This is a genomic window from Spirosoma pomorum, from assembly GCF_054776615.1.
On the sequence record NZ_BAAHBP010000001.1, the window covers coordinates 906,736 to 932,116 of the forward strand.

Consider the following 25,381-nt stretch of genomic DNA (forward strand, 5'->3'; position numbering starts at 1 on the left):
GAAGTCAATTAGAAGGAAACGTTCAAGCCAGCCGTAAAGACGTGCGCCTTGGGATAGTCGAAGAACTGAATCCCCTGAGCAAACGCATCACCGTAGGTCGTCACTTCCGGATCGTAGCCCGAGTATTTTGTCAGGACGAAGAAGTTCTGCGCCGATGCGTAAACCCGCAGCCGACTTAGCTTGATTTTCTCGATCATCGCCGTTGGGAACGTGTAGCCCAGCACCAGGTTCCGACCGCGCAGGAATGAACCATCCTCTACTTTGTACGAATCGATTTTCGAATCGTAGTACACGTATGATGGACGCGCCTGAGCGATGGACGTATTCTGGTTTTGCTCCGTCCAACCGGTCAATACTTCGCCGTAGCTGTTAGCCTGGCCGGTCCGGTCAAGCGCCGAGTGATGCGTCAGGTTCAGGATGTCGTTGCCGTACGAAAATTGCAGATCGAGTGTCAGGTCAAGTCCTTTGTAGCGAACCGTGTTGCTGAACGTACCGTAAGCCGTTGGGATACCTTTACCCATGATCACGCGATCGAGGTCGTTGATCTGACCATCGTTGTTCAAATCCTGGTATTTCAGGTCACCGGGCCGACGGCCGTAGCGAGCGGCTTCATCCGCTTCACCCGTGCCCCACGTACCGAGCCGTTGCAGGCCGAAGAACGAGCCTACCGACTGACCGACCCGCAGAATGTTGGTGTTGTTCAGGAAGTACGGACCGGGGAAGATATCGTCGTTGGCTTCACCCAGCGCCGTTACGCGGTTTTTCAGAAACGAGATATTGAAGTTAGTCGACCACGTAACGTTTTTCGTTTCAACGTTAATCGTGTTCAGCGCCAGTTCCAGACCCCGGTTTTCCATGCTACCTACGTTTTTGTAGATGCTGGCATACCCACTCGACAGCGGTACGGGTGCCTGTAGTAGCAGATCGCGGGTTTGTTTCAGGAACACATCAGCCTCCAGATTGACCCGTCCTTTGAACAGGCCCATCGACAGACCCAAATCATACTGCGCCGTTTTTTCCCAACGCAGGTTTGGGTTAGCCAGCGTACCAATGACCGTTCCTGCCGCCCGCTGGCCACCAAATACGTAATTGTTCGCGCTCAGCGACGCCTGCGACTGGTACGAGTTGATCTCCGAGTTACCGGTTAAGCCGTAGCTGGCCCGCACCTTCAGATCCGAAATGGTATTGTTGCCTTTCAGGAAATCCTCCTGCGACAACCGCCAGGCTACAGCTGCCGATGGGAAGAAGGCGAACTTGTTGTTTTGACCAAAGCGCGACGAACCATCGAAACGTCCCGTAGCCGTGACCAGGATCTTGTCCTTGTAGTTGTAGTTACCCCGCGCGAAGTACGACGCCATCTGGTAGGCGTTGTAAACCGACGTTGGTGGCAGCGGGTTGGCACTGGCGCCCAGGTTATAGTACTGGTAGTAATCGTCCGGCAGACTTTCTACGCCCGCGAACCACTCCAGGTAGTTATATTTCTGAAACTCTGCGCCCGCTACTACATTAATCGAGTTCGACGCATTGATCTGCTTGTTGTAGGTCAGGTAATTCTGCCACTGCAGGAACTTGATGTCGTAACTCCGGATTTCAGCGTAACCCCGGAATGACCGGATCAACTGCACCTGGCTGGTTTCTGACAGCGGGTTGTATTGACTATTGAAGTTCGTACCCAGCGTGGTCCGGAAATCCAGACCCGGCATAAAGTTGATGTTCGCGTAGGCATTAGCCCCGAACACCTGCTTGCGGTACTGACGGTTATCTTCGTTCGTCAGCGCAACTGGATTATCGCCACTCTCCATATCGGGGTAATCCTGCCGCTTGCCGTACGTCCCGTCTGGGTAGCGAATCGGTACGATCGGAACCATCTCGATCAGCATCCGGGGAATATTGTTACCGCCCGTTCCGTCATCCGCCCGGCGTTCTTCCGAGTTACTGTAGTTCAGCGTAGCGCCTACTTTCAACCAAGGTTTCAGCTGGCTGTCCATCACCAGACGACCCGTGTACCGCTTCAGGTATGTGTTTTTGATGATCCCCTGATTGTCGTTGTAGTTCAGGAACAGACCAAATGTCGTTTGATCGCCACCACCCGTAAAGCCCAGGTTGTGGTTCTGGCTGATAGCCGTGCGGGTAGTTTCGTCCTGCCAATCCACATCGTAAAGTGGGTTCAGGTTGGCATCGAACAATTTACCGATCAGCGCTGTCCGTTTGATGCGGGGATCCCGGTTGGCATACTTCCCTTCGGCCCATCCGGTCGGATCGTATTTCGCTACATTCTGATAGGCACGATCTTCCAGGTCCAGAAACTCGCGCGCGTTCAGTACGTCCCGTTTCCGGGCCAGCGTACTGCCACTCACGTACGTATCGTAGCTAACGGACCCTCCTTTGCGGCCCCGTTTAGTCGTTACCAGGATTACACCGTTGGCACCCCGGGTTCCATAAATAGCCGTAGCCGACGCATCTTTCAGGACGTCGATCGACTCAATATCCGACGGGTTCAGGGCATCGATACCAGCCGCCCAGATGATACCATCCACCACGTAAAGTGGGTTGTTGGTCGCGTTGATCGAGCTAAATCCACGAATCCGGATGTTGGTGTTTCCACCGGGCCGGCCTGAGTTCATCGATACGTTCACCCCCGACACACGGCCCTGTAAGGATTGTTCAACGTTGATGGCCGGGCGATCCAGCAGCTCAGCGCTTTTCACGCTACCCACCGAACCGGTCAGGTCCGAACGCTTCTGCGTACCATAACCAACCACAACCACTTCGCTCAGCGACTTGACGTCGGGAACCAGGGTTACGTCCAGCGTCTGGCGATTATTCAGGGCTACTTCCTGTGTCGTGTAGCCAATCGACGAAACGACCAGCGTGGCGTTGCCATCGGGCAGATTCAGCGTAAAGGCACCGTCCGCATCGGTTACGGTACCAGTAGTTGTCGCGCCTTTCAGCACAATCGTGGCCCCCGGCAGCGGCTGATTCTTTTCGTCCAGCACGCGTCCCTTTACGGTAACAGGTGGAGCAACGGCCTGTTCGGTTGCTACGGCCGAAACACCGTCGCCACGAGTCAGCACCAGTCGGCTACCAACCATTTCGTATTTGATCCGCAGGGGCGTCAACAAGGTTGTCAGCACCTGCGCCAGGGGTTCATTAACGACCGAAACCGAAACTTTACGATCAGCCTGAATCAAATCAGGGCTGTAGGAGAATTTTACGTCGGTCAGCTTCTCCAGCTGGACCAATACATCACTAACGTTCTTATTCGTAAGCTGAAGCGTGATTTTTTGATTCATCACGTCCTGTACTCTACCATCGCTGGCCAGTACATTACTCGAAAAAAGCATACCCAGTACCAACTGAAGTACGGCTAACCCCATTGCCCACCGACTAGTGGTCATCAAGGATATACGGTTGCTCATGTGTTTGGCAAAAATTAAAAAGATTGAAAAAACTGGGGGCCTGACAGGAACACATTGTTAGCTCACCCAGGCCGCGTCGAACGACGCATAAAGAAAGAATTCTCGGTGCTACATCAGCACCGGCTAAGTGGTAATTTTCATAAGAGACGCGTTGAGTTAGTTAATTTACTTTTCGTTAAGTAAGCTCTTTGCTCAAGGGCAGCCTGGCCCTGATACGAGTACAGAATTCTGATTGAGTGAATACGTGGCTTCGATGCTTTTGCAGATGACCGCCAGCTTGTTATTCAGTGTTTCGTCGGTCAGATCGGCGGTCAGTCGGCAGTTTCCCAATGCTGTCTTATCGTAGGATATCTGGAGACCATATACTTTTTCCAGCTCAGCAAACACGGTTGAAACCGGTGTTGCGTCGAACACGAAGCTGGCCGGGCTAAACGCCGGCACTTTGCGGGCCAGAATCAACGGGATAATTCGTTTCGGTGAAATCAGTCGATCTTCGCTACGGGCAAAGACAATTTGTTGGTTAGGTTTCAGAACGGTACCTTCCAGCGAAGGTGAGTTCATATTACGTTTCTGCACTTCTTTCTGCGTAAAGACGGCAACCCGGCCCGATCGAACCGTCACCGTTATGTCCTTATCGTTAGCATAAGCCCGGACGTTGAAGCTAGTCCCCAGCACCTTGGTCCATAATTCATTGGCATGTACCAGAAACGGACGCTGGCGATTTTTAGCCACCTCGAAGAAAGCCTCCCCCTGCAGATAAACGGTGCGCTGAGCTTTATCGAAGCGCCGTTCGTAGGTAAGTCGGCTGTTCGGTTGCAGAATAATGGAGCTGCCGTCGGGTAGATTCAACAGCTGTGGCTTCGTGCCGTCATTGTATTCATCAACAAACTGGCTCAGTACGGCTACTGGCTGCTGTTTACTTTCTGGGCTCGTAGCCGTGGTGCGAAAACCCCACCAGCCAATCCCGGCGATCAAACAGATGGAAGCCGCGACGGAAAACCAGCCCCACAACGAACGAGACTGTCCCAGGAATGAATTAACCGAGCGCTCCGGCTGACTGATACGTGCCTGAATAGCCGTCCAGACGGCATCCTGTTCAGCCCTTGTAACGGGTTCAATTAACTGCTCCGTAGCCGCCGAGAGAGATCGTAACGCGTCGGCAGCCTGGGCTACATTCGTACGGTGCTCCGGATGCTCGGTCAGGAAGGCTTCCCAGTACAGCGTCGACGCTTCGTCGGGTTGCTTGACCCATTGCCGGAAATAAGAGTCTGCTAAAAAATCTTTATACGTCTGGTACTGGTCGTTCATTATTGACGATGCTTCTCTTAAGGTAAGTAGCGAGAAAGACCGTTTTCAACTCATTGCGCTCAATATTTTTTTGCTTCCGCCGATTATTTTTTAGCTAAGCGGCCCCAAAAGGCAAGTCGGTCAGTGCTTCCACCAAAAGCCCTATCAAGATTGGCATATCCGTAAGCCGATCACGTAAGGTGGTCAATCCCCGGTTAAGGTGATTAATAACTGACTGGTGATTAATACCCATAATTCCGGCAATCTCTTCGTTGGTAAAATTGTCGTAAAAAGCCAGCATAATGGCTTCCCGCTGGCGCCCTGGCAGCTGACGTATCGACTGCTGCAACCGGGCCACCTGCTCGACGCTGGTCTCTTCCTGTACGATCACATCGTCGATTGCCGGACTAAATAAGCGTTGAAAGTCGAAAGACAATTCGTCTTCATAAACCAGTACAGCCGCTTTCTGATGCAGCCGCGCCAGCTTGTTGCGCATTATCCGGAAAAGGTAGTATTTGATCGTGTGCAGATCCCGGAGCGTAGCGCGTCGGGTCCAGATCTCGACGAAGATGTCCTGCACCGTATCCTGAACCAGATCGTGGTCGCTGCACAACCGTTTTCCGTAGGCAAACAGCGGGGCTGAGTGAATACGGTATATTTCCTCAAAGGCACTTACATTTCCTTTCTGGAACGAACTCCAGAGATCCGATTCAGATTCAAACATTGAATAATCCACGGTTAGCTTCAACTAATCCACGGTTGGCCACCTATTAGCAAATATATGAATATGATAAGATATAATAGGCATTACTACTGAATTTCTATAGACTAAATAATATCAATACATACCTGGCAACGTCGTTTGTTCGCATCTTACTCAAGCGTTGACATGTAATTGTGCATAGTTCTGCGCTGACCACCTGGCACGGGCCGACCCGCCTAGCCCCTCTTGAAACCTAACCTTGTAAAGATTTCACGAAGGGGTGGATCGGACTTATTTCTCGGCTAGTCACTACACCACCCCTACCCCCTCCTAAAACAGGAGGGGAACACGCAGAAGTGGCCTTTTCAACTTCCCCTTCCTATTTTAGGAGGGGGTAAGGGGGTGACAACTAATGGAAAATTTGATTAGCGACCTCTATTAACCTCCCCCTCCTAGAAAATAGGAGGGGGCCGGGGGGTGGTTAGTGAAGATAAACTCTTGAACTAAGAGCGAAGAGAACAGAGCTGGAGCGATTTATATGGTAATAAACCGCCCGCAGGCAAGCAACGACGTACTAATCTTTTCTATTTTCGCGGTCGACTGTTACGTCTCATCAAATGATTCGGCTTATCACTCTGATCTCCGCAGCGACGCTATTCCTTGGCGGAATTTCTTGTCAGGCACAGCTGACAAACTACCGAGTTGCCTTCGGGCTGACGACCCAAGCGCCCCAGCGGATTGTTCTTCGCCAGTGGCAGCAACAGGGCCAGATGCGTTACCTCACCGTCACCCCCCAGACGCTTGAAACCGCCGTCTCGGCGCTACCCCGCTCGGCGGTCCGTTCTGCGTCCTGGGCCGATCTTTCCCAACGATTTCGGCAGACGCCTTACGTGCGCGCCCTGCTGGCCGAACGCCAGCGCGACGGTTCACTGCAGGATGCGGGGCTGGAACGAGCCGACACTACAGAACGGGGCTTCAGTCTGACCATCGACTTGTGCCCATCCACAAAGCCGCTGACCCGCTCCGTGTTCGAGCAATTGATCAACGCATTCGGCCCGGAAGAAAAACCGATTCCGGTTACCATTACCATTACGGGGCTGTGGATGGCAAATCACGCGTCTGATCTGGCGTACCTGAAAAGTCTGGTTAGCCGGGGTGAGCTTGCCATTACGTGGGTCAATCATTCGTACCATCACCGGTTCAATCCGCAAAAGCCTTTACCCGTCAACTTTTTGCTGGAACCGAACACGAATCTGAACCAGGAGGTTCTGCTGAACGAGCAGGCGATGATTCAGAATGGTCTAATCCCCTCGACCTTCTTCCGGTTTCCGGGGCTGGTCTCCGACAAAGCCATTTTTGATCAGGTACTGGCACTGGGTCTGCTGCCCATCGGAAGCGACGCCTGGCTGGCCAAGAACCAGCAGCCCAAACAGGGAAGTTTCGTGCTTATCCATGCGAACGGTAATGAGCCGCTGGGGATTACCGACTTCGTCCAACTCATCAAACAACGCTCGGCCGCCATCCGCAACAAAACCTGGCTGCTCTACGAACTGCCGACCAGCGTGGCCGATGCGGAGAAGTAAATTCACTTCAAGCGCTCTTCCAGCTCTTCGATTTTGGCGCGGAGCTGGCGCACTTCGTCAATAAGGGTTTGCAGCTCGTTTTCTTTTGGTTTTTCGGCCTGTTCTTCCTCCACGAAAAAATTGGCAACGTAACCCGTAAACGTTCCGAACAGCCCAACCCCAACAACCATCAGAACAGCCGCAATCAATCGCCCGGCCGTCGTCACGGGAAACCGGTCGCCGTAGCCCACCGTCGTGATTGTCACGAACGCCCACCAAAGCGCGTCGGATGGCGTTTTAATGTTGGATTCCGGTACGCGCTCGACCGACAGAATGGCAATCGCCCCAAATACCATCAGCAACAGAGCACTGAGCAGCACCACCGCCAGTGTGCCATTAGCCCGATTGCGAAAGAAATAGCTAACGAACTCCCGCGACGTCCGAAACGCCCGGACCATGCGCAATAACCGGATGATCCGCACGACCTGCCCTAATCGTACCCAGGGCACCACGGGAATGCTAGCCAGCAGATCGACCCACCCCCACTGCAAAAAGCGCCGTTTGTCGGGAGCCTGGTACAGGCGCAGGAAAAAATCGTACAGAAAATACAGACAGATCCCTGTGTCGACATCATTGAGCAGCTGTCGCGTGTCTTCGTGAATGGGTACCAGTTCGCGCAGGAGCAGACCCAGGACCACAGCGACAGACAACACCAGCATAATAATCTGGTGCAACGTTGGTTTTTCGGAAGCGGACGGCTTCATGTTAGTTCGACAACCGGGGCTGGGGCGGATGCAATGGGGAAATACGGTCTTTTTTGGTAAAAAACCGCCATAGGTCGGTTAGCAACGCCGGGTATACAGTAGCCCCCACGCTGTAATACGTTCCGTTGAAATGCTGATCAATAGTCGTTTGAAAGACGGAATAGCGGTAGCCAACCTGGGCGCTCAGGCCAACCCAGCGGGTTGCCTTCCACTGGGCGTAAGCGCCTATTTGGGCGGGCACGAAAAAACTGCGCCGAGTACGGTCGATCTGTATGTCCTGCCGAAGATCGTGCGGAATGGCGTAGGCAACTCCACCGCCTACTTCCACCGGCAGGCTAATCATCCAGCGTCGGTTGTTGATGAAATTATGCCAGTATAGCAGACTGATAAACCACAGGTCGGTTTGGGTGTAATAATCCAGATTGATGCGCCGGGCGGCATCGCGTCGCCAGTTGATCAGCCGCAGGTACGTAGCGTACGTAAGCCAGTAATAGCCCAACGTAAGCTGGTGCCGTTTGGCACCAAATTCAATGCCAGCGTTGACGCCCCAAATATTAACGTGTTGTTTCTGAACGAATGAATCCCGAAAGTCGAGGTTAAAGGCCGGGATCAGACGGTTAGCAGGCAGCGCACCCGCTGGTCGAATCATAGCCGTATCAGGAGTTGGTAGGCTATCCAGGGATGTTAGCATTGACAGGACAACTAGTGCAGCGGCAATCATAATTCCTGGATAACTCGGAACAGTACAATTCAGTTATCAGGCGTTCCTCAAAATGGCCCCAGCTAACTTTTAATCCACTTTAAATTAAGCGCCAGAACGGTTCCGACCCGAGAACGATTAAGCATATATACTCAATGAAAAACTGAGCGTTTATGACTATTTTAAGAATCACTTAATAAAGCTTTAACCATGTGTTAACAAGCGGCTCACAATTTGCGGCCCAATTAATCAGGTTACTCAGTTTTAACACACTGTCTGTTCCACCACAATGTATAATCGATCAATAACCACCCATCGTTGGCTGGGTGTGCTGCTAAGCTGGCTTTTTCTCGTACCGGCGCTACACGCGCAAACCGCTCCACCAATCTCAAACCCGGCGCCAGATACCCTCCGTCAATCCTTGTCGCAGCTGGACGCGCAGTTTTTGGAACGTAATTTTCAGCTGTTAGCGCAGAAATACCAGGTTAACGTTGCCGAAGCGAATATTGTCCAGGCCGGTCTGCGCTACAACCCGAACGTTTTTTTCCAGACCAACTTCTTCAACCCGCAGACGGGTAAATTCTTTCAGTACGGACAGAACTCAGCCGCCGACATGGCCAACAGCCAGTTCAATAAAGGCGGTATGACCATCCAGGTCCAGCAGCTGCTGATGCTGGCCGGAAAACGAAGCAAGCTGGTGGCTGTCGCCGAAAGCAATCGCAACCTGGCTAGTCTGGCTTTCCGGGACGTTCTGCGGACGTTACGTTACCAGTTGTACACGACCTACGCCAACCTGTATTATGATTTGCAAGCGACTGCCCTGCTTCGCGACGAGGAAGTTCGCCAGGGGCAGCTGATCGAATCGTACCGGATTGCCCAGCGGACGGGCGGGGTTGCACCCTATGAAGTTACTCGTCTGGAAGCGGCTTTGCGTGATCTACGGGCCAATATTGCCGACTACCAGGGCCAGATTGCGGATGAGCAGGCAACGCTTCGGGTCTTGTTGCGGCAGACGGGTAACCGTTTTATTCTGCCGACCGACGTTCCGGTTGTCACGTTGGCCCTTCCCCAGATTAACGTAGCCATCGACTCGGCCCTGGCCAACCGCCCGGATGCGGCCATTGCGCAGGAACAGGTCAACTACGCGCAGCGCAGCCTGACGCTCGAAAAAGCGCGCCGTACGCCCGACCTCACGGCGGGATTCATCTTCGACAAGTACGGTAATGCCTTCAACAACTTTACGGGCTTGTACACGTCGATGGACCTGCCCATTCGTAACCGGAATCAGGGCGCGATCAGAGCAGCAGAATTCAACCTGAAAAGCGCTCAGGCTGGTACGGATAATCAGCAGACAATCGTACAAAGCGACGTACTGAATGCCTACGAGAAGCTGAATACGTACTACAACCTGTACAACACGCTGCCCGCCGACTACATCGCCCGAATTCAGAACATTTCGGTGGAGGCCACCCGTAGCTACAATGCCCGCGCGATTGGCCTGCTCGATTACCTCGACAAGATCCGGACGTATCAGCAGGCCCAGCTTAACCTGATCAACCTGCGCAACAATCTGTTCCAGTCGCAGCAGTTACTGAACTTCACCACCAACACAAAATTTTTCTAAAGAGTGAAAGAATGACTGAGCGAAAGAGCGACACGATCCGCTCTGACAGGTACAATTTCAGATTACCAGCCTGTTGCTCACTCGTTCGCTCTTTCATTCTTTCGCTCAGTCACTCATTATCATATGCGACAACTCCCTTTTGTTTTACTCATTGGCCTTGCGTTGGCCGCCTGTGGCCATTCTGAAAAAAAAGAAGAACAAGCGCCTACGTCAGCCGCCGATTCGTCCAGTAGCTTCCTGACCGACTCGGTTCGGCGGATGAATCCCGAAGACGAACTGACATTAAACGGTACCGTTACGTTCGACCAGGATAATGTCGTCCGGGTATTTCCGCTCGTCAGTGGAAACGTCGAGAAAACGACGGCAACCCTGGGCGCTTACGTACAAAAAGGGCAGGACCTGGCCCTGATCCGCTCGGGGGATATCTCGAATTACACCAACGACTACCAGGCTGACAAATCGGACCTGGAAGTTGCCCAGCAGAACTTCAAGAACACCGAAGCACAGTTCAAAGCCGGATTTGCCTCGCAGACCGACTTTTTAACTGCGAAAAACAACCTGAAAAAAGCGCAGGAAGAACTGGGGCGATCGGCCAATATTCTGCGGGTTTACGGCGGTAGTACGGCCGGAACGGGGCAGCCCTATTTCTCAGTCAAAGCACCGATCGCGGGTTACATCGTAGAGAAAAACGTCAACGCCGGACAGGATCTGCGTTCCGACAATCAGAACCCGCTGTACACGATTTCGAGCCTACAAAAAATCTGGGTACTGGCCAACGTCTACGAAGAAGACATTCCTGAGGTGAAACAGGGCGAATCGGTCGACATTCAGGTCCTGGCCTACCCGAACAAAACATTTCGGGGTACCATCAGCAACGTCAGCAGCGTCCTGGACGAGCAGGCCCGCGTCCTGAAAGTTCGGATCGTGCTGGACAACCCCGACGGGCTGCTCAAGCCTGATATGTTCGCAACGATTCATGTTCACCTGCCCAACCGCAGCACCCCCGGCTCCGATCAGGCCCTGGCCGTGGCTCAGAAAGCCGTCGTGTTTGACCGTGATCGCTACTACGTCATCGTCCAGACTGGACGCGACAAATACGAAGCCCGCGAGGTGAAAGTGCTCAAAAACACAACCCGTTACGCCTTTGTCACTGGCGGCAACCTCAAACCCGGCGACATCGTCGTCACGGAAGGAAGTCTGCTGTTGTACAACGACTTAACAGACTGATTCAATCAGTGAATGAGTGATTGCGCGAATGACCGGGCCGCCGGTGCGGTGAATAGCTAACGCTACCAACCTATTCATTCACTCAATCACTCATTCGCACAATCACTCATTGATATTATGAACAAGTTCATTCGCAGCATCATCACCTTTGCATTGACGAATCGCTTTGCCGTTTTCTTCGGTATTGCGCTGATCGTCGTGGCAGGTGTCGTGAGCTTTCTAAATACCCCCGTCGAGACCTTTCCCGACGTAACAAATACCAACGTCATTGTCATTACGCAGTGGCCCGGCCGTTCGGCCGAAGAAGTAGAGCGCTTCGTTACGTTACCCCTCGAGACCGAATTAAACTCGGTACCGCGCAAAAGCACCCTACGCTCGGTATCGCTGTTTGGGCTCTCGGTCGTAACGATGATCTTCGAGGATGGCGTCGATAATTTCACGGCGCAGACCAACGTAGCGAACCGCATTTCGGGCGTTGACCTGCCGGATGGTGTCGCAGCCGAAATTCAGCCGCCCTATGGCCCCACCGGCGAGATTTACCGCTTTACGCTGGAGAGTAAAACCAAAGACATTACGGAGTTAAAAACACTGCAGGACTGGGTCATCGAACGCCAGATCAAAAGCGTACCGGGTATTGCCGACGTGGTTAGCTTCGGTGGTAAGGTCAAAACCATCGAGGTCAGCCTGAATCCAACCCTGCTGGCCAACTACGGTTTTACAGCCCTCGACGTAGACGATGCCATCAGCAAAAGCAACATCAACGTGGGTGGGGATGTCATCAAGCAGGGTAACCAGGCGTTGGTGGTTCGGGGAATCGGTCTGCTGACCAAACCCGAGGACGTAGCGGGCATTATCATCGACAACGTAAATGGGGCTCCAATCCGGGTGCGCGACGTCGGTACTGTGCGGGAGGGCTTCCAGCCTCGGCTGGGAATCGTTGGTCGCGACAAGCAGGAGGACGTAGTGGAGTGTATCGTCGTGATGCGTAAGGGCGAAAACCCCAACGATGTTATCCCAGCGCTGAAGGCCAAAATCGACGAACTGAATAATCAGATTCTGCCGAAAGACGTCAAGATCAAGACCTTCTACGACCGAACCACGCTCAACAACTATACCCTTCACACCGTGGGTGAAAACGTTGGCATGGGGATTTTCCTGGTCACGGTCATTCTACTAGTCTTCCTGGCCGACTGGCGGACGACGCTCACGGTGGCCATCGTTATTCCACTGGCGCTGCTGTTCGCCTTCATCTGCCTGCGCCTTCGGGGCATGACAGCTAACCTGCTCAGTATCGGGGCACTCGACTTTGGGATCATTATCGACGGCGCGGTGGTAATGGTGGAAGGATTGTTCGTGATGCTGGCCGTCCGGGCCGAGCACACAGGCATGATGAAATTCAACGGTCGGGCCAAACTAAGCTGGATTGCTTCCACCGCCACGGAACTGGGCAAATCCATCTTTACGTCCAAGATCATCATCATCACGGCCCTGCTCCCGATTTTCACTTTCCAGAAGGTAGAGGGAAAATTGTTTAGTCCACTGGCCTGGACGATTGGTTTCGCCCTGCTGGGGTCACTTATCGTCAGCCTGACGCTGATTCCGCTGCTGTGTAGCATCCTGCTGAAGAAGAACGTCCGGGAACGGCATAATCCTATTGTCGAAGGGCTGGAAAAAGGGTACATCCCAGCGCTGAACTGGGCCGTTCGGAAACCGAAAGCCATCATTGGTATTGCGTTGGGTTCACTGGCGTTCTCAATCTATCTCTTCGTGTTCCACATCGGTTCCGAGTTCCTGCCGCAGTTGAACGAAGGTTCGATCTACGTCCGGGCCAGCCTCCCCTACTCCGTATCGCTGGACGAGAGTTACGCGTACACCCGTAAATTCCGGGCGATCTTCGACGAGTTTCCGGAGGTACGCGGGGTAATCTCACAGACGGGCCGTCCCAACGATGGAACCGATCCAACTGGCTTCTTTAACAACGAGTTTTTCGTGGATCTCTACCCCAAAGAGGAATGGAAACGTGAGATCACAAAAGATGAACTGATCGCCGAAATGCAGCAGAAGCTGGCCCGCTTTAAAGGGGTATCATTCAACTTCTCGCAGCCTATTTCCGACAACGTAGAAGAAGCCGTTTCGGGCGTAAAAGGATCGATGGCCATTAAAATTATCGGCCAGGACTTGAACGTGCTGGATAAGGAAGCGACGAAAGTGTATAACGTCATGAGCAAGATTCAGGGTGTAAGCGATCTGGGTGTCTTCCGCAACCTCGGTCAGCCTGAGTTCCGGATTGAGCTCGACCAGCAGAAACTGGCGCTTTACAACGTTCCTACCGACGTAGCCCAGTCCGTTATCGAAACGGCCATTGGGGGGAAAACCGTCACGCAGTATTACGAAGGCGAACGCCGGTTCGACGTCAAAGTACGCTACGGCGAGCAGTTCCGCTACTCACCCGAGCTGATTGAAAACCTGCTGGTACCCACGCGTTCGGGCAGTAAGATTCCGCTGAAGGAATTGGCATACATCGGCATCCGGTCGGGACCAGCGTTTATCTATCGGGAGAATAATGCCCGCTTCATCGCCATTAAATTCTCGGTACGGGGCCGTGATTTGGGTAGCACCATCGACGAAGCACAGAAAAAAGTGGCCCAGCAGGTGAAGCTACCACAGGGCTTCCAGATGCGTTGGGCGGGTGAATTTGAAAACCAAACCCGCGCCGAACGGCAATTGGCTATCGTCGTACCGATCAGTATCACGGTTATTTTCCTGATTTTGCTCTTTACGTTTGGCAGTGCCATTGACGCCACGCTGATCATCCTAAACGTACCGTTTGCGCTCATCGGGGGCATGCTGGCACTCTGGATCACGGGGATCAACTTCAGTATCTCAGCGGGGGTTGGCTTTATCTGCTTATTCGGCGTATCGGTGCAGGATGGGGTTATCCTGATCAACCGATTTAAGGAAAATCTGCATAATAACGTACCGCTGCTGGAAGCCGTGCGCGAAGGCGCCCAGACGCGGGTTCGACCGGTGGTGATGACGGCCCTGATGGCCTCGCTGGGTCTGTTACCGGCTGCTCTCTCAACTGGCATCGGCTCCGAAACCCAGAAACCTCTGGCTACCGTCATGATCGGTGGACTGATGACCTGTACGGTACTCTCCCTGCTGATTCTGCCTGTTACCTACGAACTGATTTACAGCCGTCGGGAACGGAAAGAAGAAGCCCGACGATTTGCGCAGTCGAATCCAGCCCGGCGGGTTTAGGCACTACTTACAAAAGGGAGGAGGCCATCGGGTCAGTATTCAAAACGCTGACTCGATGGCCTCCTCCCTTTTGTATGCTTCACTCCGTTTTGCGTAAGTAAATAATCCCGATTCCGTAAATGACTGCACAGAAACAAGTACTTCCTTTGTACATTATTTAAATTTATTCTAAATAAATCTAACACTGACGTATGTTCAGATCGGCTTATATCCTGCTCGTGTTGGTAGTTTTTGTTGGCGGTTTCCCAACACGGAGCCAGGCCCAATCCAGTCAGCGGATCGTTTCGCTGAACGGTACGGTTACGGAAATTCTCTGTGAATTAGGCTTACAAAGTCAGATCGTGGGTACCGACGTAACCAGTACGTATCCCGAAGCCATGGCCAAGAGTCCGAAAGTGGGCCACAACCGGAACATCGGCGCCGAAGCGGTTCTGGCACTCCGGCCTACGATCATCATTGGCACCAAAACCAATGGCGGTATGGATATAAAGCCCGAGGTGATTCAGCAATTTCAGAGTGCAGGTGTAAAAACAGTATTTTTCGATCAGACATACAGCGTTGCTGGTGCTAAAGACCTTATCAACAAAGTAGCCGCTACATTCGGCTTAACCGCCAAAGCGCCTGCTCTATGCAAGAAAATCGACGCCGATATGGCGAAAGTCCGGAAGCCAGCTCAGGCAAAGAAAGTCCTATTCATCTACGCCCGAGGAGCCGGAACACTCATGGTTGCCGGACAGGACACACCCGTTGAAAACATCATTAAGCTGGCGGGCGGTACCAATGCCGCTTCCGGTTTCACCAGCTTCAAGCCGTTGACACCAGAAGCGCTGCTAGCGGCTAACCCGGACGTAATTCTGCTATTTACCAGTGGCCTGGAAAGCCTGGGCGGCATCAATGGCCTACTGAAGGTGCCCGGTGTTGCGCAGACCAACGCCGGCCGGAATCGAAACGTCATCGAAATGGATGGCCAGCTACTGACGGGTTTTAGCCCACGACTGGGCCAGGCGGTGCAGCAGCTGAGCCAAAAACTGACGGCAGAACTAAGCATGACTAAATAATACGTTCGACTAGCCCAGCCCTACCCCATGTTATCCACCATTCACGAACCACCTACCGCTACGCAGCGCCCTAAACCCTCGACTCGCCGGTCTCGGGCGCGTGGCTGGTGGTTGATGGGGGCGCTGTCGATTGCACTGCTGGCGGTTGTCATCTGGTCGGTGGGCGTTGGAGCTATGCCGATTGCCGTGCCCGACGTCGTCACCATTCTATTACGTCAGCTGGGTTTATCCAGCCAGGTGGTTGAGCCGCAACAGGAGACCGTATTAACCGTCATTCGATTACCCCGTGTACTCATGGGCGTGCTGATTGGCGCAGTCCTGGGCGTTTCTGGGGCGTCGTTGCAGGGTTTGTTCCGGAACCCGCTGGCCGATCCAGGCCTGATTGGTATTTCGTCGGGGGCCTCGCTGTTTGCCGTGCTCACCATCATGTTCCAGGTCAAACTGGCGCAAAGTATACCGCCCCAGCTGGGTCTATACATGCTGTCTATTGCAGCTTTCGTTGGCGCAACGATCACGACGTTTCTGGTGTACCAACTCTCTCGTCAGGGCGGAAAAGCCGTGGTCGCAACGATGCTGCTGGCGGGAATTGCCATTAATGCCTTATCGGGAGCGCTGACCGGACTGATGACGTACCTCGCCGACGACGCACAGTTACGATCCATTACGTTCTGGGGGCTGGGCAGTCTGGGTGGTGCTACCTGGGAAACCATTACGGTAGCCGCGCCTTTTCTGTTGCTTCCCGTTTTACTCCTGCCCCGCCTGGGCAAAGCCCTGAACGCCTTTGCCCTCGGCGAAAGCCAAGCGGGACACCTGGGCGTCAACGCCACCCAACTCAAACGGAGAGTGATCTTACTGTCGACGCTGGGCGTCGGGGTAGCCGTCGCTATTTCGGGCGTTATTGGCTTTGTCGGTCTGGTAATTCCGCACCTGATCCGGCTGATGGCGGGCGCCGATCACCGGCGGGTTTTACCGGCTTCGGCTTTGCTGGGCGCCATTATCCTGACCCTAGCTGATCTGCTGTCGCGTACCATCGTTGCCCCTGCCGAATTACCCATCGGTATCATCACGGCTATGCTGGGAACACCCCTGTTTCTGTACATTCTTATCACCAGTAAATCGACCGGAAGCGTTTAACTTATGCTGGAAGCGCGTCATATTACGTATCAGCTCGGCCGCAAGCAATTGCTTGCTAACGTATCACTACGTGCCCGGCCGGGTGAGTTTGTGGCCATCGCCGGAGCCAACGGGGCTGGTAAATCTACCTTGCTCAAAACCCTGAGTCGCGAACTAACACCGACAAGTGGTCAGGTTCTTTTGGACGAAAAGTCGTTGCCCAGCTACAGCGCCCTGGATCTGGCACGTCGGCGGGCGGTGCTGGCGCAGCAAAATCCGCTGGCGTTCCCGTTTCAGGTGCATGAACTAGTTATGATGGGTCGGTACCCGCACTTCAGCGGTCAGCCCGGCCCTGTCGACGAAGCCATTGCTGCATACGTTCAGGAGCTGACGGCGATTGATCATCTGACAGATCGCTCCGTTCCCACGCTGTCGGGTGGGGAACAGCAGCGCGTTTACCTGGCCAAAGTCCTGGCTCAGTTGATGACAACCGACGATCTGGATAGACAGCCAGCACCGACTTTAGCCAGCCGTTATTTGCTGTTAGATGAACCAACCACCGGACTTGATCTTTATTTTCAGCATAGCCTACTCGACTTGGCGCGCCATCTGACCAGCCGGGGCTTCGGCATAGTCGCCATTCTGCACGACCTGAATTTGATTATGCAGTATGCCGATCAGGTATTGCTGCTTAAGGAAGGGAAACAACTGGCGTTAGGAACACCGGCAATGGTGTTGACTCCGAATGCTATCATGGATACGTTCGGGCTGGCTGTTCAGGTGGTCGATGAACCATCACTCAGTTATCCTATCGTTATTCCTGATCAACGAAAAGTAACCCACTTTTTCTCGACTCAAACAGCCTAATCACATGACTCCAACCACAGTAGACCTAAAAAATCAATACGCGGCTTTTAAAGCCGAGAACCCAAAGTCACGCATCCGTGACGCAGCCACTCAACTGGGCGTTAGCGAAGCTGAGCTGGTCGCTACGTCCATTGGCAACACCGTGACGCGGATCGACGGCGATTTCCGAGAGCTGCTCAAACAGGTACCTACGCTGGGCTACGTCATGGCGCTGACCCGTAACGACAGTGTGGTTCACGAACGTAAAGGCGAGTATTTGAACGTATCATTCAACGGCCATATGGGGCTCGTACTAGGCGAAGACATCGACCTAAGGCTGTTTATGATGTACTGGAAACACGGCTTTGCCGTTTCCGAAAATGGCCGCCAGAGTCTTCAGTTTTTTGCTGGCGACGGCGAAGCAGTTCACAAGATTTACCTGACCGATCAGAGCAACCAGGCGGCTTACGATGCGCTGGTCGCTGCGTTTAAAGCCGCCGATCAGTCAGGCGATCTGGTGATTGAGCCAAGCCCTGAACCCCCTGTTGTGGCGGCCGATAACAGCATCGACGTAGAGGCCTTTCAACAAGGCTGGCTAAGTTTACAGGACACGCACGAATTCTTTGGCCTGTTGCGCAAACACAATGTGGCCCGGCTACAAGCGATGCGACTGGCACCAGAAGGACACGCCCTGCCTACGACGATGGAAGCCGTAAAACAGGTTTTTGCCAAGGCTGCGGAAACAGATCTGTCGATCATGATTTTCGTCAGTAGCCGGGGCTGTATCCAGATTCACACCGGACCGGTGCACAAGCTGGCACCGATGGGTCCGTGGTTTAACGTACTCGATCCCCAATTCAACCTGCACCTACGCGAAGACCATGTAGCATCGGCCTGGGTCGTCAAAAAACCAACGGCCGATGGCGTAGTAACCAGTCTGGAGTTGTTCGATGCCGCTGGCAATCAGATCGCGCTCATCTTCGGCAAACGCAAACCGGGCAAACCAGAGCTTCAGGCCTGGCGCGACGTTGTGGCCGAATTGGCAGAATAAGTAGTCATTCCAGCTAGACTTAAATTTATGATTTCCCTGAAGTCTAATCCTGCAAGTGGGATCTAGTACCACCCCTAACCCCTCCTATAAAATTAGGAGGGGAATATGCATAAATAACCCTTTAATCTCCCCCTCCTAATTTTATAGGAGGGGGTCGGGGGGTGGTCTTGGCAGATAATTCTATGTCATAATACAGCCTTTTTCTTAGAATTAAACTAAATAAACATGATACCCCTGTATGTGCTTAGCTGTTTTCTGGCGTTTCAACAAGCCGACTCAACGGGTCAGCGGGTCGATAGTCTGAGAGGGCGCGCACTGAACGAAGTCATCGTAACAGCGACGCGTACTGAACGACCAATGGGTTCCCCTCCGATGCCGGTAACGGTCATTAATAAGGCGCAGATTCAGCAGATGGGCTCGTTGCGGCTCAACGACGTCCTGCGAGAACAGACGGGGCTAGCGCTGGTAACCGACCACGGACAGGGGGTTCAGATACAGGGATTTGGCCCCGAATACACCATGATTCTCCTGGATGGCGAACCCCTGGTGGGACGTACCGCCGGCACGCTCGATCTGACCCGGCTGGCCGTTGGAAACATCAAGCAAATCGAAATTGTCAAGGGGCCGTCGTCCAGCCTGTACGGCTCCGAAGCGCTGGCTGGCGTCGTCAATATCATTACCGATAACGCCAGCCGGACAATGGGCTCGCTGTCGGCGCGCTACGGTGCCAACCAGACCAGCGACCTAACGGGTGACGTTAGCCTCAAGAGCGGTAAAATTGGGCTGTATGCTTTTGCTAACCGCTACCAGTCGGCAGGGTATGACCTGACACCCGAAACCGCGGGCCAAACGGTTTCGCCGTTTCTGAATCATACGGTCAGTGGACGGTTCACCGCCGATCTAAGCAGTAAACTTAAACTAAGTATATCGGGACGCTACTTTACCGAAAATCAGAATAATCGCTACGACGTAACAGATGACATCATTACGGGTTTGGGTAAAGTACTCGACTGGAATTTTAATCCGGTCCTGACGCACCGCCCGTCGGATCGCTGGAAAATTACGTATCGTTATTACCAGACACGCTACCGCACGGAATCTGATTTAACGTATCAGCGTACCGGCGAGGGGTACGATCAGAGTTATTTCCAGCAGACCTTCAACCGGCCAGAGATTCAGGTGGATCGATATATTGGCCAGAAACAGATACTAACTCTCGGCGCGGGTTACCTGGTCGAGAGCGTCAACGCCACCCGCTATACCGAGTTGAAGCGCTTCAACGACAAGTACGCATACTTTCAGTACGAGTGGCTCCTCACCAGCCGCTGGGATGTTATTGTTGGCGGACGTTACGATGCGCACTCGCAGTACGCCAGCCAGTTTAGTCCCAAAGTGTCGGCGCGATACGAACTCTCCCCTACGCTGGCGCTACGGGCTAGCGTAGGGGTTGGTTTCAAGGCCCCGGACTTCCGGCAGCTATACCTCAATTTTGATAACGGTGTTGTTGGCTACAGCGTCTTCGGGACGCAGGAGCTGGTTAATAGTCTGGCGCGGCTACAACAGGCCGGACAGATTGCGGAAGTATTGGCCGACCCGGCGCGTTTTTCGAACATCCGGGCCGAAAGCTCGCTGGCTTATAACCTGGGGCTAGTGGCCAACCTCGACCGTAAATACAATCTGCCTGTTACGTTCAGCCTGAATCTGTTCCGTAACAACATCCGCGACCTGATCGAAACCCAGGCTGTAGCCTTAAAAACCAACGGCCAGAGCGTATTCAGTTACCTCAACCTCAGCCGGGTCGTTACGCAAGGCGCCGAACTGGAAGGTCAGTACCGGCTAACCATCGGCACGGGCAAGTTGACGATCAGTGGCGGTTATCAGTATCTACAGGCGCTGGACCAGTCCGTACTGGATCAGATTAAGGCCGGTACGCTTTACAAACGCGACCCAAATACGCTGATCACTACTCTGGTTAAACGCAGTGACTACGGCGGGCTATATAACCGTTCGCGGCACATGGCCAACGTAAAAGTCTTTTACGAACTGCCCAAACAGGGTCTGTCAGCCAACCTGCGCGGTATCTACCGGGGCCGTTATGGGTTTGCCGACCGCAATGGCAACGTCGTGCTAGATGCCGACAACGAATACGTACAGGGGTACACATTGTGGAACGCTGCCGTCAGCAAACGAATGAACGCCTTCCTGCTCCAACTGGGTGTCGACAATCTACTAGGCCATACCGATCCGCAATACATTCCGAATCTGGCCGGGCGACTGTGGTACGCTTCGCTTCGCTGGACACTTCAACCCAAATCTTAATGGCTATGCGTGTTTTACTCTTCCGCACCGACATCAACACCAGTCAGCGAGCGCACCGGGCGGCCTGCCGCTTGTGTACGCTCCGGAGCGTCTGTCGGTGGAGCCTGGATCTGGAAGACAAAGATTGTCTCCTGCGAATCGATTCTGGTACGGATAATCAGCCAGAAATCGATCCCCAGGCCATTATCCGGGTGCTGACGAAAGCCGGACTGAGTTGTCAACTGATCAGTATCCAACCGAACTAAAACCAGCCAACTCGTTATGAACAACGCCTGTCAAATTCTCGCGACGTCGCTCCGGGGACGGATTACCCAATATGTTCCTGCCCACACACATCCCATTTCGTTTCAGTTCAACAACATCACACAGTGGCTGCCCCACGAAGACTTACTGCACCTGGAGTGGGTCGTGCGACACATCGACATCAACACCTATTTTCAGCAATACGCCGATGAGGAGCGGATTCATCTGAAAACGTCGTCACCGCATCTGTTCTTTAGCTTCTCACCCGACGAACTCGCGGAGCTACGTGGTCTGCTGGGCAACGCCGTTGTGCAACTGCACTGGCGGGAAAACCTATCAAAATCTGTCAATTAATCCTTTGTTCAATAGTCAATCTCTAGTATGCTTTCGCTTAAAAACGCCCTCTGGTTTGCTGCCTTGTCAATCGCTGCTTTAACAAGCTGTTCCGACGACGCGACTACACCGGCCGTTCCCGTTCAGTCGCGCACGGTACGTAATCTACCCGCCGATCCGACAGCCGCTCCCGTTTCCACAACGGGTACTTCCACGACCGCTACACAACCGGCGGTTGCCACGAACAAATACACGCTCTATCGCCTGAGCGATAGTACCATCGTGGCTAATTCCGATTCGGCCAGCAATCGTTGGGATATTGGGGTTCGGGCCACGAATATTATTGTGAATGGCGGAGCCATTCGCTCCGGCCAGGGCGGTGCTTACGTTCATTCCGGTACGTTCGATGCACTAACGACCATTCCCGAAAGCGCTACGTTTGCCACCGATCAAAGCGCATCGCAACTAGCGATTCCGACGGGTTCGGGCAACGGCTGGTATAACTACGCTAACACCATCATTACGCCAATTCCGGGTAGAGTGCTTGTTATCCGTACGGGGGATGGTAGATACGCTAAAGTAGAAATCCTGAGCTACTATCGCGGGGCGCCCGCGACGCCAACGGCCACCAGCACCGGCCGATACTATACATTCCGTTACGTCTACCAGCCAAACGGCAGCAAAACGCTTAACTAAACCTCCACACCCACGAATGCCCGACCACCATTATGGCAACTGGGCATTCGTGGGTGTGGAGGCATTCGGTTATTTTCGAAGCCTGACTAAAACAAAATTTTGCATACAAGCCATGCACCGATACCCTTTGACGGGAAGAAACGGCAAAAAAGTTTTGATTAATCGCGGGCGGGGCGCTCTGAATAGGCTGACGTCCTGTTTGCAGTTCGGACATTGCCGACGAAAAACCGGCCGATAATAGCGAATAACTGCTACAAGAAAGAGGACGATGCCTATGAGCAACGCCACCGTTAACAATTTCATGATCAAATCTTTAGAAAGAGGAGCGATTGAGCAATTTTACGCAAAATTGCTCAATTCTCCCATTCGAAAGCCATGAAATGCGTGAGCTCTTTATCGGCCGTAAACAGCGGAGTGATCTGAATAGTACACCAGTATGCCTCACCACTCTTGCGGTAATTGATGAGGCTTCCTTCGAAAGGCTGTTGCAACCGCAAACTGTCCCGGATCGCCTGCCGGGTTTCAGCCGACGTATCGGTTCCCTGCAAGAAGTCTGGTCGGCGACCCAACACATCTCCGCGATCGTAGCCCGTCATTGTCACAAACCCCTGGTTGATAAACTGTATTTGCCCCCCCAGATCGGTCACTAATAGGGCGTGTTGGGGATTATGCATAAAGGCCGCTACCTGACGATAGTCGAACTGCCACTGCGCCCGGTGCGCCAGGCGCATGAACTGCTGAAAATCGGGTTGGCAGCTAGCTGGCAGCCGAACTGGCCGGGGAATAAATTCAAAACTCGCCAGCGTTGGCCGAGATGGCGGTTCGGCAAACGTATCGCACCAGGAAGCTGAGCTTAGATCAAACATGATACACCGAAGCTTGAGTAGTAGAACGATAATCCGCTTGTAAGACAAGGAGGCAATTCAGGCACAGGCAACTACCGTCATACTCATATTCGGTTAGCTCCCGGATATAATCCACTTCCCGTGAAGTCAACTGAACCTGCATGCAATCGCATTTCAGAATTGAGTTGACTTTACAGATGAAAATCTGTCCGCATCGAGGACATCCTTCGGCTGCATGTTTGCCCATAATCGTGCCAGTTTACGAAGCTACCAGCACACGGCTGGTGGCTTAAATTACCGGTATATCATTTAGTACCCGAACCGGCTGCTTATTGTTATCAATTGCCACAAACGTAAAGGTTCCAGTGATGGCTAATTCGCGCCCATCCTTGTACATCTCCTCCACATAAACGTCTACGGCCACCTGCAAACTGGTTGTTCCCACGCGCACAATCCGGCTGATCAGCTCAATCAGCGTTCCGGCAGGAATCGGTTTTTTAAAGTCAATCCGGTCGCTCGACACCGTCACCACTGGTTTCCGGCAGAGCCGGGTAGCGGCAATGAACGCTACCTCATCCATGAGCTGCATGGCTGCTCCACCGAATAAGGTTTCGTAGTGGTTTGTCGTGCTGGGAAATACGGCTTTAAAAACGCGGGTTTCTGCCGCCTGGATACGTTGTTCGAGTGTCATAAAAAGTTGTCACCAGCCCCAACCCTCTTCTGGGTTGGTAGCCAATTCCTACGAAAGTCGGGAATTAACGGGTTCGCGCGACTCGCCTGCTTCGTTTGGATACCGGAACAGTACAAATGCGCGTGGCAGTTCCATCGACGGATACGAGTCGACCGATACATCCCTGATCTTATTCCCCACTGGTCAATCGGTCCTGCCGAACGAGTGTCGTACGCACCTTACGCCTGGGGAGCAGCTATTTTTCAGACGAAATCATAAAAAAACAAACAGGACATTTACCTTTGTAGCTAAGAATTAGTCTAAATTATTAATAAGCATTTCTGGCAGGTACTGTTCTATGACCATGACGGGTAAACAACTTATTGGTAAACTTCACCTTTGGCTCGGCTTAAGTTCGGGGCTAATCGTATTCGTCGTAGCGATAACGGGCTGTATCCTGGCGTTTGAACAAGAGATCAAAAGTATCACGCAGCCTTATCGTTTCGCCGAAGCCCCCGCCAATGGTAAGCTCTTACTACCGTCGGTACTCAAAGCTAAAGCCGAAGCGGCACTGCCCGGCAAAACAGCCAATGGTGTTCTCTATAATGAACCGGGCCGCAGCGTCGACGTGGGTTTCTACAACGCCGACCCGGAGTATTATTACGTCGTTTATCTGAATCCGTATTCTGGTGAAGTCCTGAAAGTATGGAGCGAAGACGAAGACTTTTTCCACTTCATTCTGCATGGCCATTATTATCTTTGGTTACCGCCTACTATAGGTCAACCTGTTGTGGCGTCGGCTACGTTGATTTTCCTGTTTCTGCTTATCAGCGGCTTGGTCCTCTGGTGGCCCAGAAATAAGTCGGCAGCTAAGCAGCGTTTCAGCGTCAAGTGGAATGCTGCCTGGCGTCGAAAGAACTACGATCTGCACAACGTCCTCGGCTTCTACATGCTGGCTGTTGGACTCATGTTTGCGATTACGGGACTGGTCTGGGGCTTTCAGTGGTTTTCGGAAGGCTTGTATAAAGCAACAGGCGGACAGGGCTCCCCGGCGTACGTCATTCCCCCATCTGACACCACCGCGACCCCGCTTATTACGTCTACGGCAACGGCTGCGGACCGGATCTGGCTAAAACTACGCCAGGAAAACCCAACCCAACAGGGGATTAATATTTCGTTCCCCAAGCTACCCGCCGAATCAATCTTTTCGTACGTAAACTACCGACCTGGCACGTATTACAAAGTTGATTACCATTACTTCGATCAACACACGCTGAAAGAAATTAAGAACACAGGACCTTATACTGGGAATTACGCTGATGCTGGTGTTGCCGATAAATTACGGCGAATGAATTACGATCTGCACGTTGGTGCGATCTGGGGCCTGCCCGGTAAGATTCTGGCCTTTCTAGCCAGTCTAATCTGTGCCAGCCTACCCGTGACGGGTTTTCTGATCTGGTGGGGTCGCCGTAGAAAAGCCAAGAAGAGTATCCAGCAACGTTCAGTCCCTGCCCTGTCGAAGCAGCTTACGCCCAAGCCAACCCCAGTGTACATGGCGCGAAATCGTGCCTGAGGCCAACAAAAAAGCGATTCATCTCTGGATCGCTTTTTTGTTATTTCGTTAATCAGGTTGTCCTGCGCTGACGGTTGAGTAGCTTGT

Annotated in this window: 21 protein-coding genes; 13 read left to right on the top strand and 8 right to left on the bottom strand. The window is 53.0% G+C overall.

The window, feature by feature from the left end; translation table 11 throughout:
* Positions 1-8: 8 nt before the first annotated feature.
* From ACYVAD_RS03785 to ACYVAD_RS03795, 3 genes are all read right to left on the bottom strand, one after another.
* Positions 9-3,419 carry a TonB-dependent receptor gene (locus tag ACYVAD_RS03785; RefSeq protein WP_461138123.1) on the bottom strand — a complete coding sequence of 1,137 codons (3,411 nt, stop codon included), beginning with the start codon at positions 3,417-3,419 and terminating at the stop codon, positions 9-11.
* A gap of 192 nt (positions 3,420-3,611) precedes the next feature.
* Positions 3,612-4,727: a FecR domain-containing protein gene (locus tag ACYVAD_RS03790; RefSeq protein WP_461138124.1), complete on the bottom strand. Its 1,116-nt coding sequence runs from the start codon at positions 4,725-4,727 to the stop codon at positions 3,612-3,614.
* Positions 4,728-4,821: 94 nt separating this feature from the next.
* Complete coding sequence (locus ACYVAD_RS03795) at positions 4,822-5,430, bottom strand: RNA polymerase sigma factor (RefSeq protein ID WP_461138125.1); 609 nt, start codon at positions 5,428-5,430, stop codon at positions 4,822-4,824.
* 596 nt (positions 5,431-6,026) lie between these two features.
* On the opposite strand from ACYVAD_RS03795, the gene ACYVAD_RS03800 reads away from it, so the two are divergent.
* On the top strand, positions 6,027-6,992 hold the full coding sequence (locus ACYVAD_RS03800; RefSeq protein ID WP_461138126.1) for a polysaccharide deacetylase family protein: 966 nt from the start codon (positions 6,027-6,029) through the stop codon (positions 6,990-6,992).
* Between the two features lie 2 nt (positions 6,993-6,994).
* Here the strand turns inward: ACYVAD_RS03800 and ACYVAD_RS03805 are convergent, their stop codons facing one another.
* Both ACYVAD_RS03805 and ACYVAD_RS03810 read right to left on the bottom strand, forming a co-directional pair.
* A complete protein-coding gene (locus ACYVAD_RS03805) occupies positions 6,995-7,735 on the bottom strand; it encodes a potassium channel family protein (protein WP_461138127.1) in 741 nt (246 codons plus the stop codon).
* A 1-nt stretch (position 7,736) separates the two neighbouring features.
* On the bottom strand, positions 7,737-8,426 hold the full coding sequence (locus ACYVAD_RS03810) for a hypothetical protein (protein WP_461138128.1): 690 nt from the start codon (positions 8,424-8,426) through the stop codon (positions 7,737-7,739).
* A 298-nt stretch (positions 8,427-8,724) separates the two neighbouring features.
* Between ACYVAD_RS03810 and ACYVAD_RS03815 the strand changes: the two genes are divergently transcribed.
* The 11 genes from ACYVAD_RS03815 to ACYVAD_RS03865 all read left to right on the top strand — a co-directional run bounded on the left by ACYVAD_RS03815 (position 8,725) and on the right by ACYVAD_RS03865 (position 22,206).
* A complete protein-coding gene (locus ACYVAD_RS03815; RefSeq protein ID WP_461138129.1) occupies positions 8,725-10,059 on the top strand; it encodes a TolC family protein in 1,335 nt (444 codons plus the stop codon).
* Between the two features lie 123 nt (positions 10,060-10,182).
* Positions 10,183-11,286: an efflux RND transporter periplasmic adaptor subunit gene (locus ACYVAD_RS03820; protein ID WP_461138130.1), complete on the top strand. Its 1,104-nt coding sequence runs from the start codon at positions 10,183-10,185 to the stop codon at positions 11,284-11,286.
* A gap of 117 nt (positions 11,287-11,403) precedes the next feature.
* On the top strand, positions 11,404-14,547 hold the full coding sequence (locus ACYVAD_RS03825) for an efflux RND transporter permease subunit (RefSeq protein ID WP_461138131.1): 3,144 nt from the start codon (positions 11,404-11,406) through the stop codon (positions 14,545-14,547).
* A 191-nt stretch (positions 14,548-14,738) separates the two neighbouring features.
* Positions 14,739-15,605, top strand: coding sequence for a heme/hemin ABC transporter substrate-binding protein (locus tag ACYVAD_RS03830; protein ID WP_461138132.1), 867 nt, complete (start codon positions 14,739-14,741; stop codon positions 15,603-15,605).
* 27 nt (positions 15,606-15,632) lie between these two features.
* A complete protein-coding gene (locus ACYVAD_RS03835; RefSeq protein ID WP_461138133.1) occupies positions 15,633-16,739 on the top strand; it encodes a FecCD family ABC transporter permease in 1,107 nt (368 codons plus the stop codon).
* Positions 16,740-16,742: 3 nt separating this feature from the next.
* Positions 16,743-17,585, top strand: a complete 843-nt coding sequence (locus tag ACYVAD_RS03840) for a heme ABC transporter ATP-binding protein (RefSeq protein ID WP_461138134.1) — start codon at positions 16,743-16,745, stop codon at positions 17,583-17,585.
* A 4-nt stretch (positions 17,586-17,589) separates the two neighbouring features.
* A complete protein-coding gene (locus tag ACYVAD_RS03845; RefSeq protein WP_461138135.1) occupies positions 17,590-18,615 on the top strand; it encodes a hemin-degrading factor in 1,026 nt (341 codons plus the stop codon).
* 225 nt (positions 18,616-18,840) lie between these two features.
* Positions 18,841-20,934 (top strand): TonB-dependent receptor plug domain-containing protein, encoded by a 2,094-nt coding sequence (locus ACYVAD_RS03850; protein ID WP_461138136.1) that lies wholly within the window; start codon positions 18,841-18,843, stop codon positions 20,932-20,934.
* Between the two features lie 5 nt (positions 20,935-20,939).
* Complete coding sequence (locus ACYVAD_RS03855; RefSeq protein ID WP_461138137.1) at positions 20,940-21,179, top strand: hypothetical protein; 240 nt, start codon at positions 20,940-20,942, stop codon at positions 21,177-21,179.
* Between the two features lie 16 nt (positions 21,180-21,195).
* Complete coding sequence (locus ACYVAD_RS03860) at positions 21,196-21,531, top strand: DUF6686 family protein (protein WP_461138138.1); 336 nt, start codon at positions 21,196-21,198, stop codon at positions 21,529-21,531.
* Between the two features lie 27 nt (positions 21,532-21,558).
* Positions 21,559-22,206: an HmuY family protein gene (locus tag ACYVAD_RS03865; protein WP_461138139.1), complete on the top strand. Its 648-nt coding sequence runs from the start codon at positions 21,559-21,561 to the stop codon at positions 22,204-22,206.
* Positions 22,207-22,559: 353 nt separating this feature from the next.
* Here ACYVAD_RS03865 and ACYVAD_RS03870 read toward each other — a convergent pair whose 3' ends face one another.
* The 3 genes from ACYVAD_RS03870 to ACYVAD_RS03880 are packed head-to-tail and all read right to left on the bottom strand — an operon-like array spanning position 22,560 to position 23,742.
* On the bottom strand, positions 22,560-23,072 hold the full coding sequence (locus ACYVAD_RS03870) for a PAS domain-containing protein (protein WP_461138140.1): 513 nt from the start codon (positions 23,070-23,072) through the stop codon (positions 22,560-22,562).
* Positions 23,065-23,298, bottom strand: coding sequence for a cysteine-rich CWC family protein (locus ACYVAD_RS03875; RefSeq protein WP_461138141.1), 234 nt, complete (start codon positions 23,296-23,298; stop codon positions 23,065-23,067). The genes ACYVAD_RS03870 and ACYVAD_RS03875 overlap by 8 nt, the downstream gene beginning before the upstream one ends.
* Before the next feature lie 42 nt (positions 23,299-23,340).
* A complete protein-coding gene (locus ACYVAD_RS03880; protein WP_461138142.1) occupies positions 23,341-23,742 on the bottom strand; it encodes an acyl-CoA thioesterase in 402 nt (133 codons plus the stop codon).
* 343 nt (positions 23,743-24,085) lie between these two features.
* Here ACYVAD_RS03880 and ACYVAD_RS03885 point away from each other — a divergent pair, with 343 nt between their 5' ends.
* Positions 24,086-25,294 carry a PepSY-associated TM helix domain-containing protein gene (locus tag ACYVAD_RS03885; protein WP_461138143.1) on the top strand — a complete coding sequence of 403 codons (1,209 nt, stop codon included), beginning with the start codon at positions 24,086-24,088 and terminating at the stop codon, positions 25,292-25,294.
* Positions 25,295-25,381 lie beyond the last annotated feature (87 nt).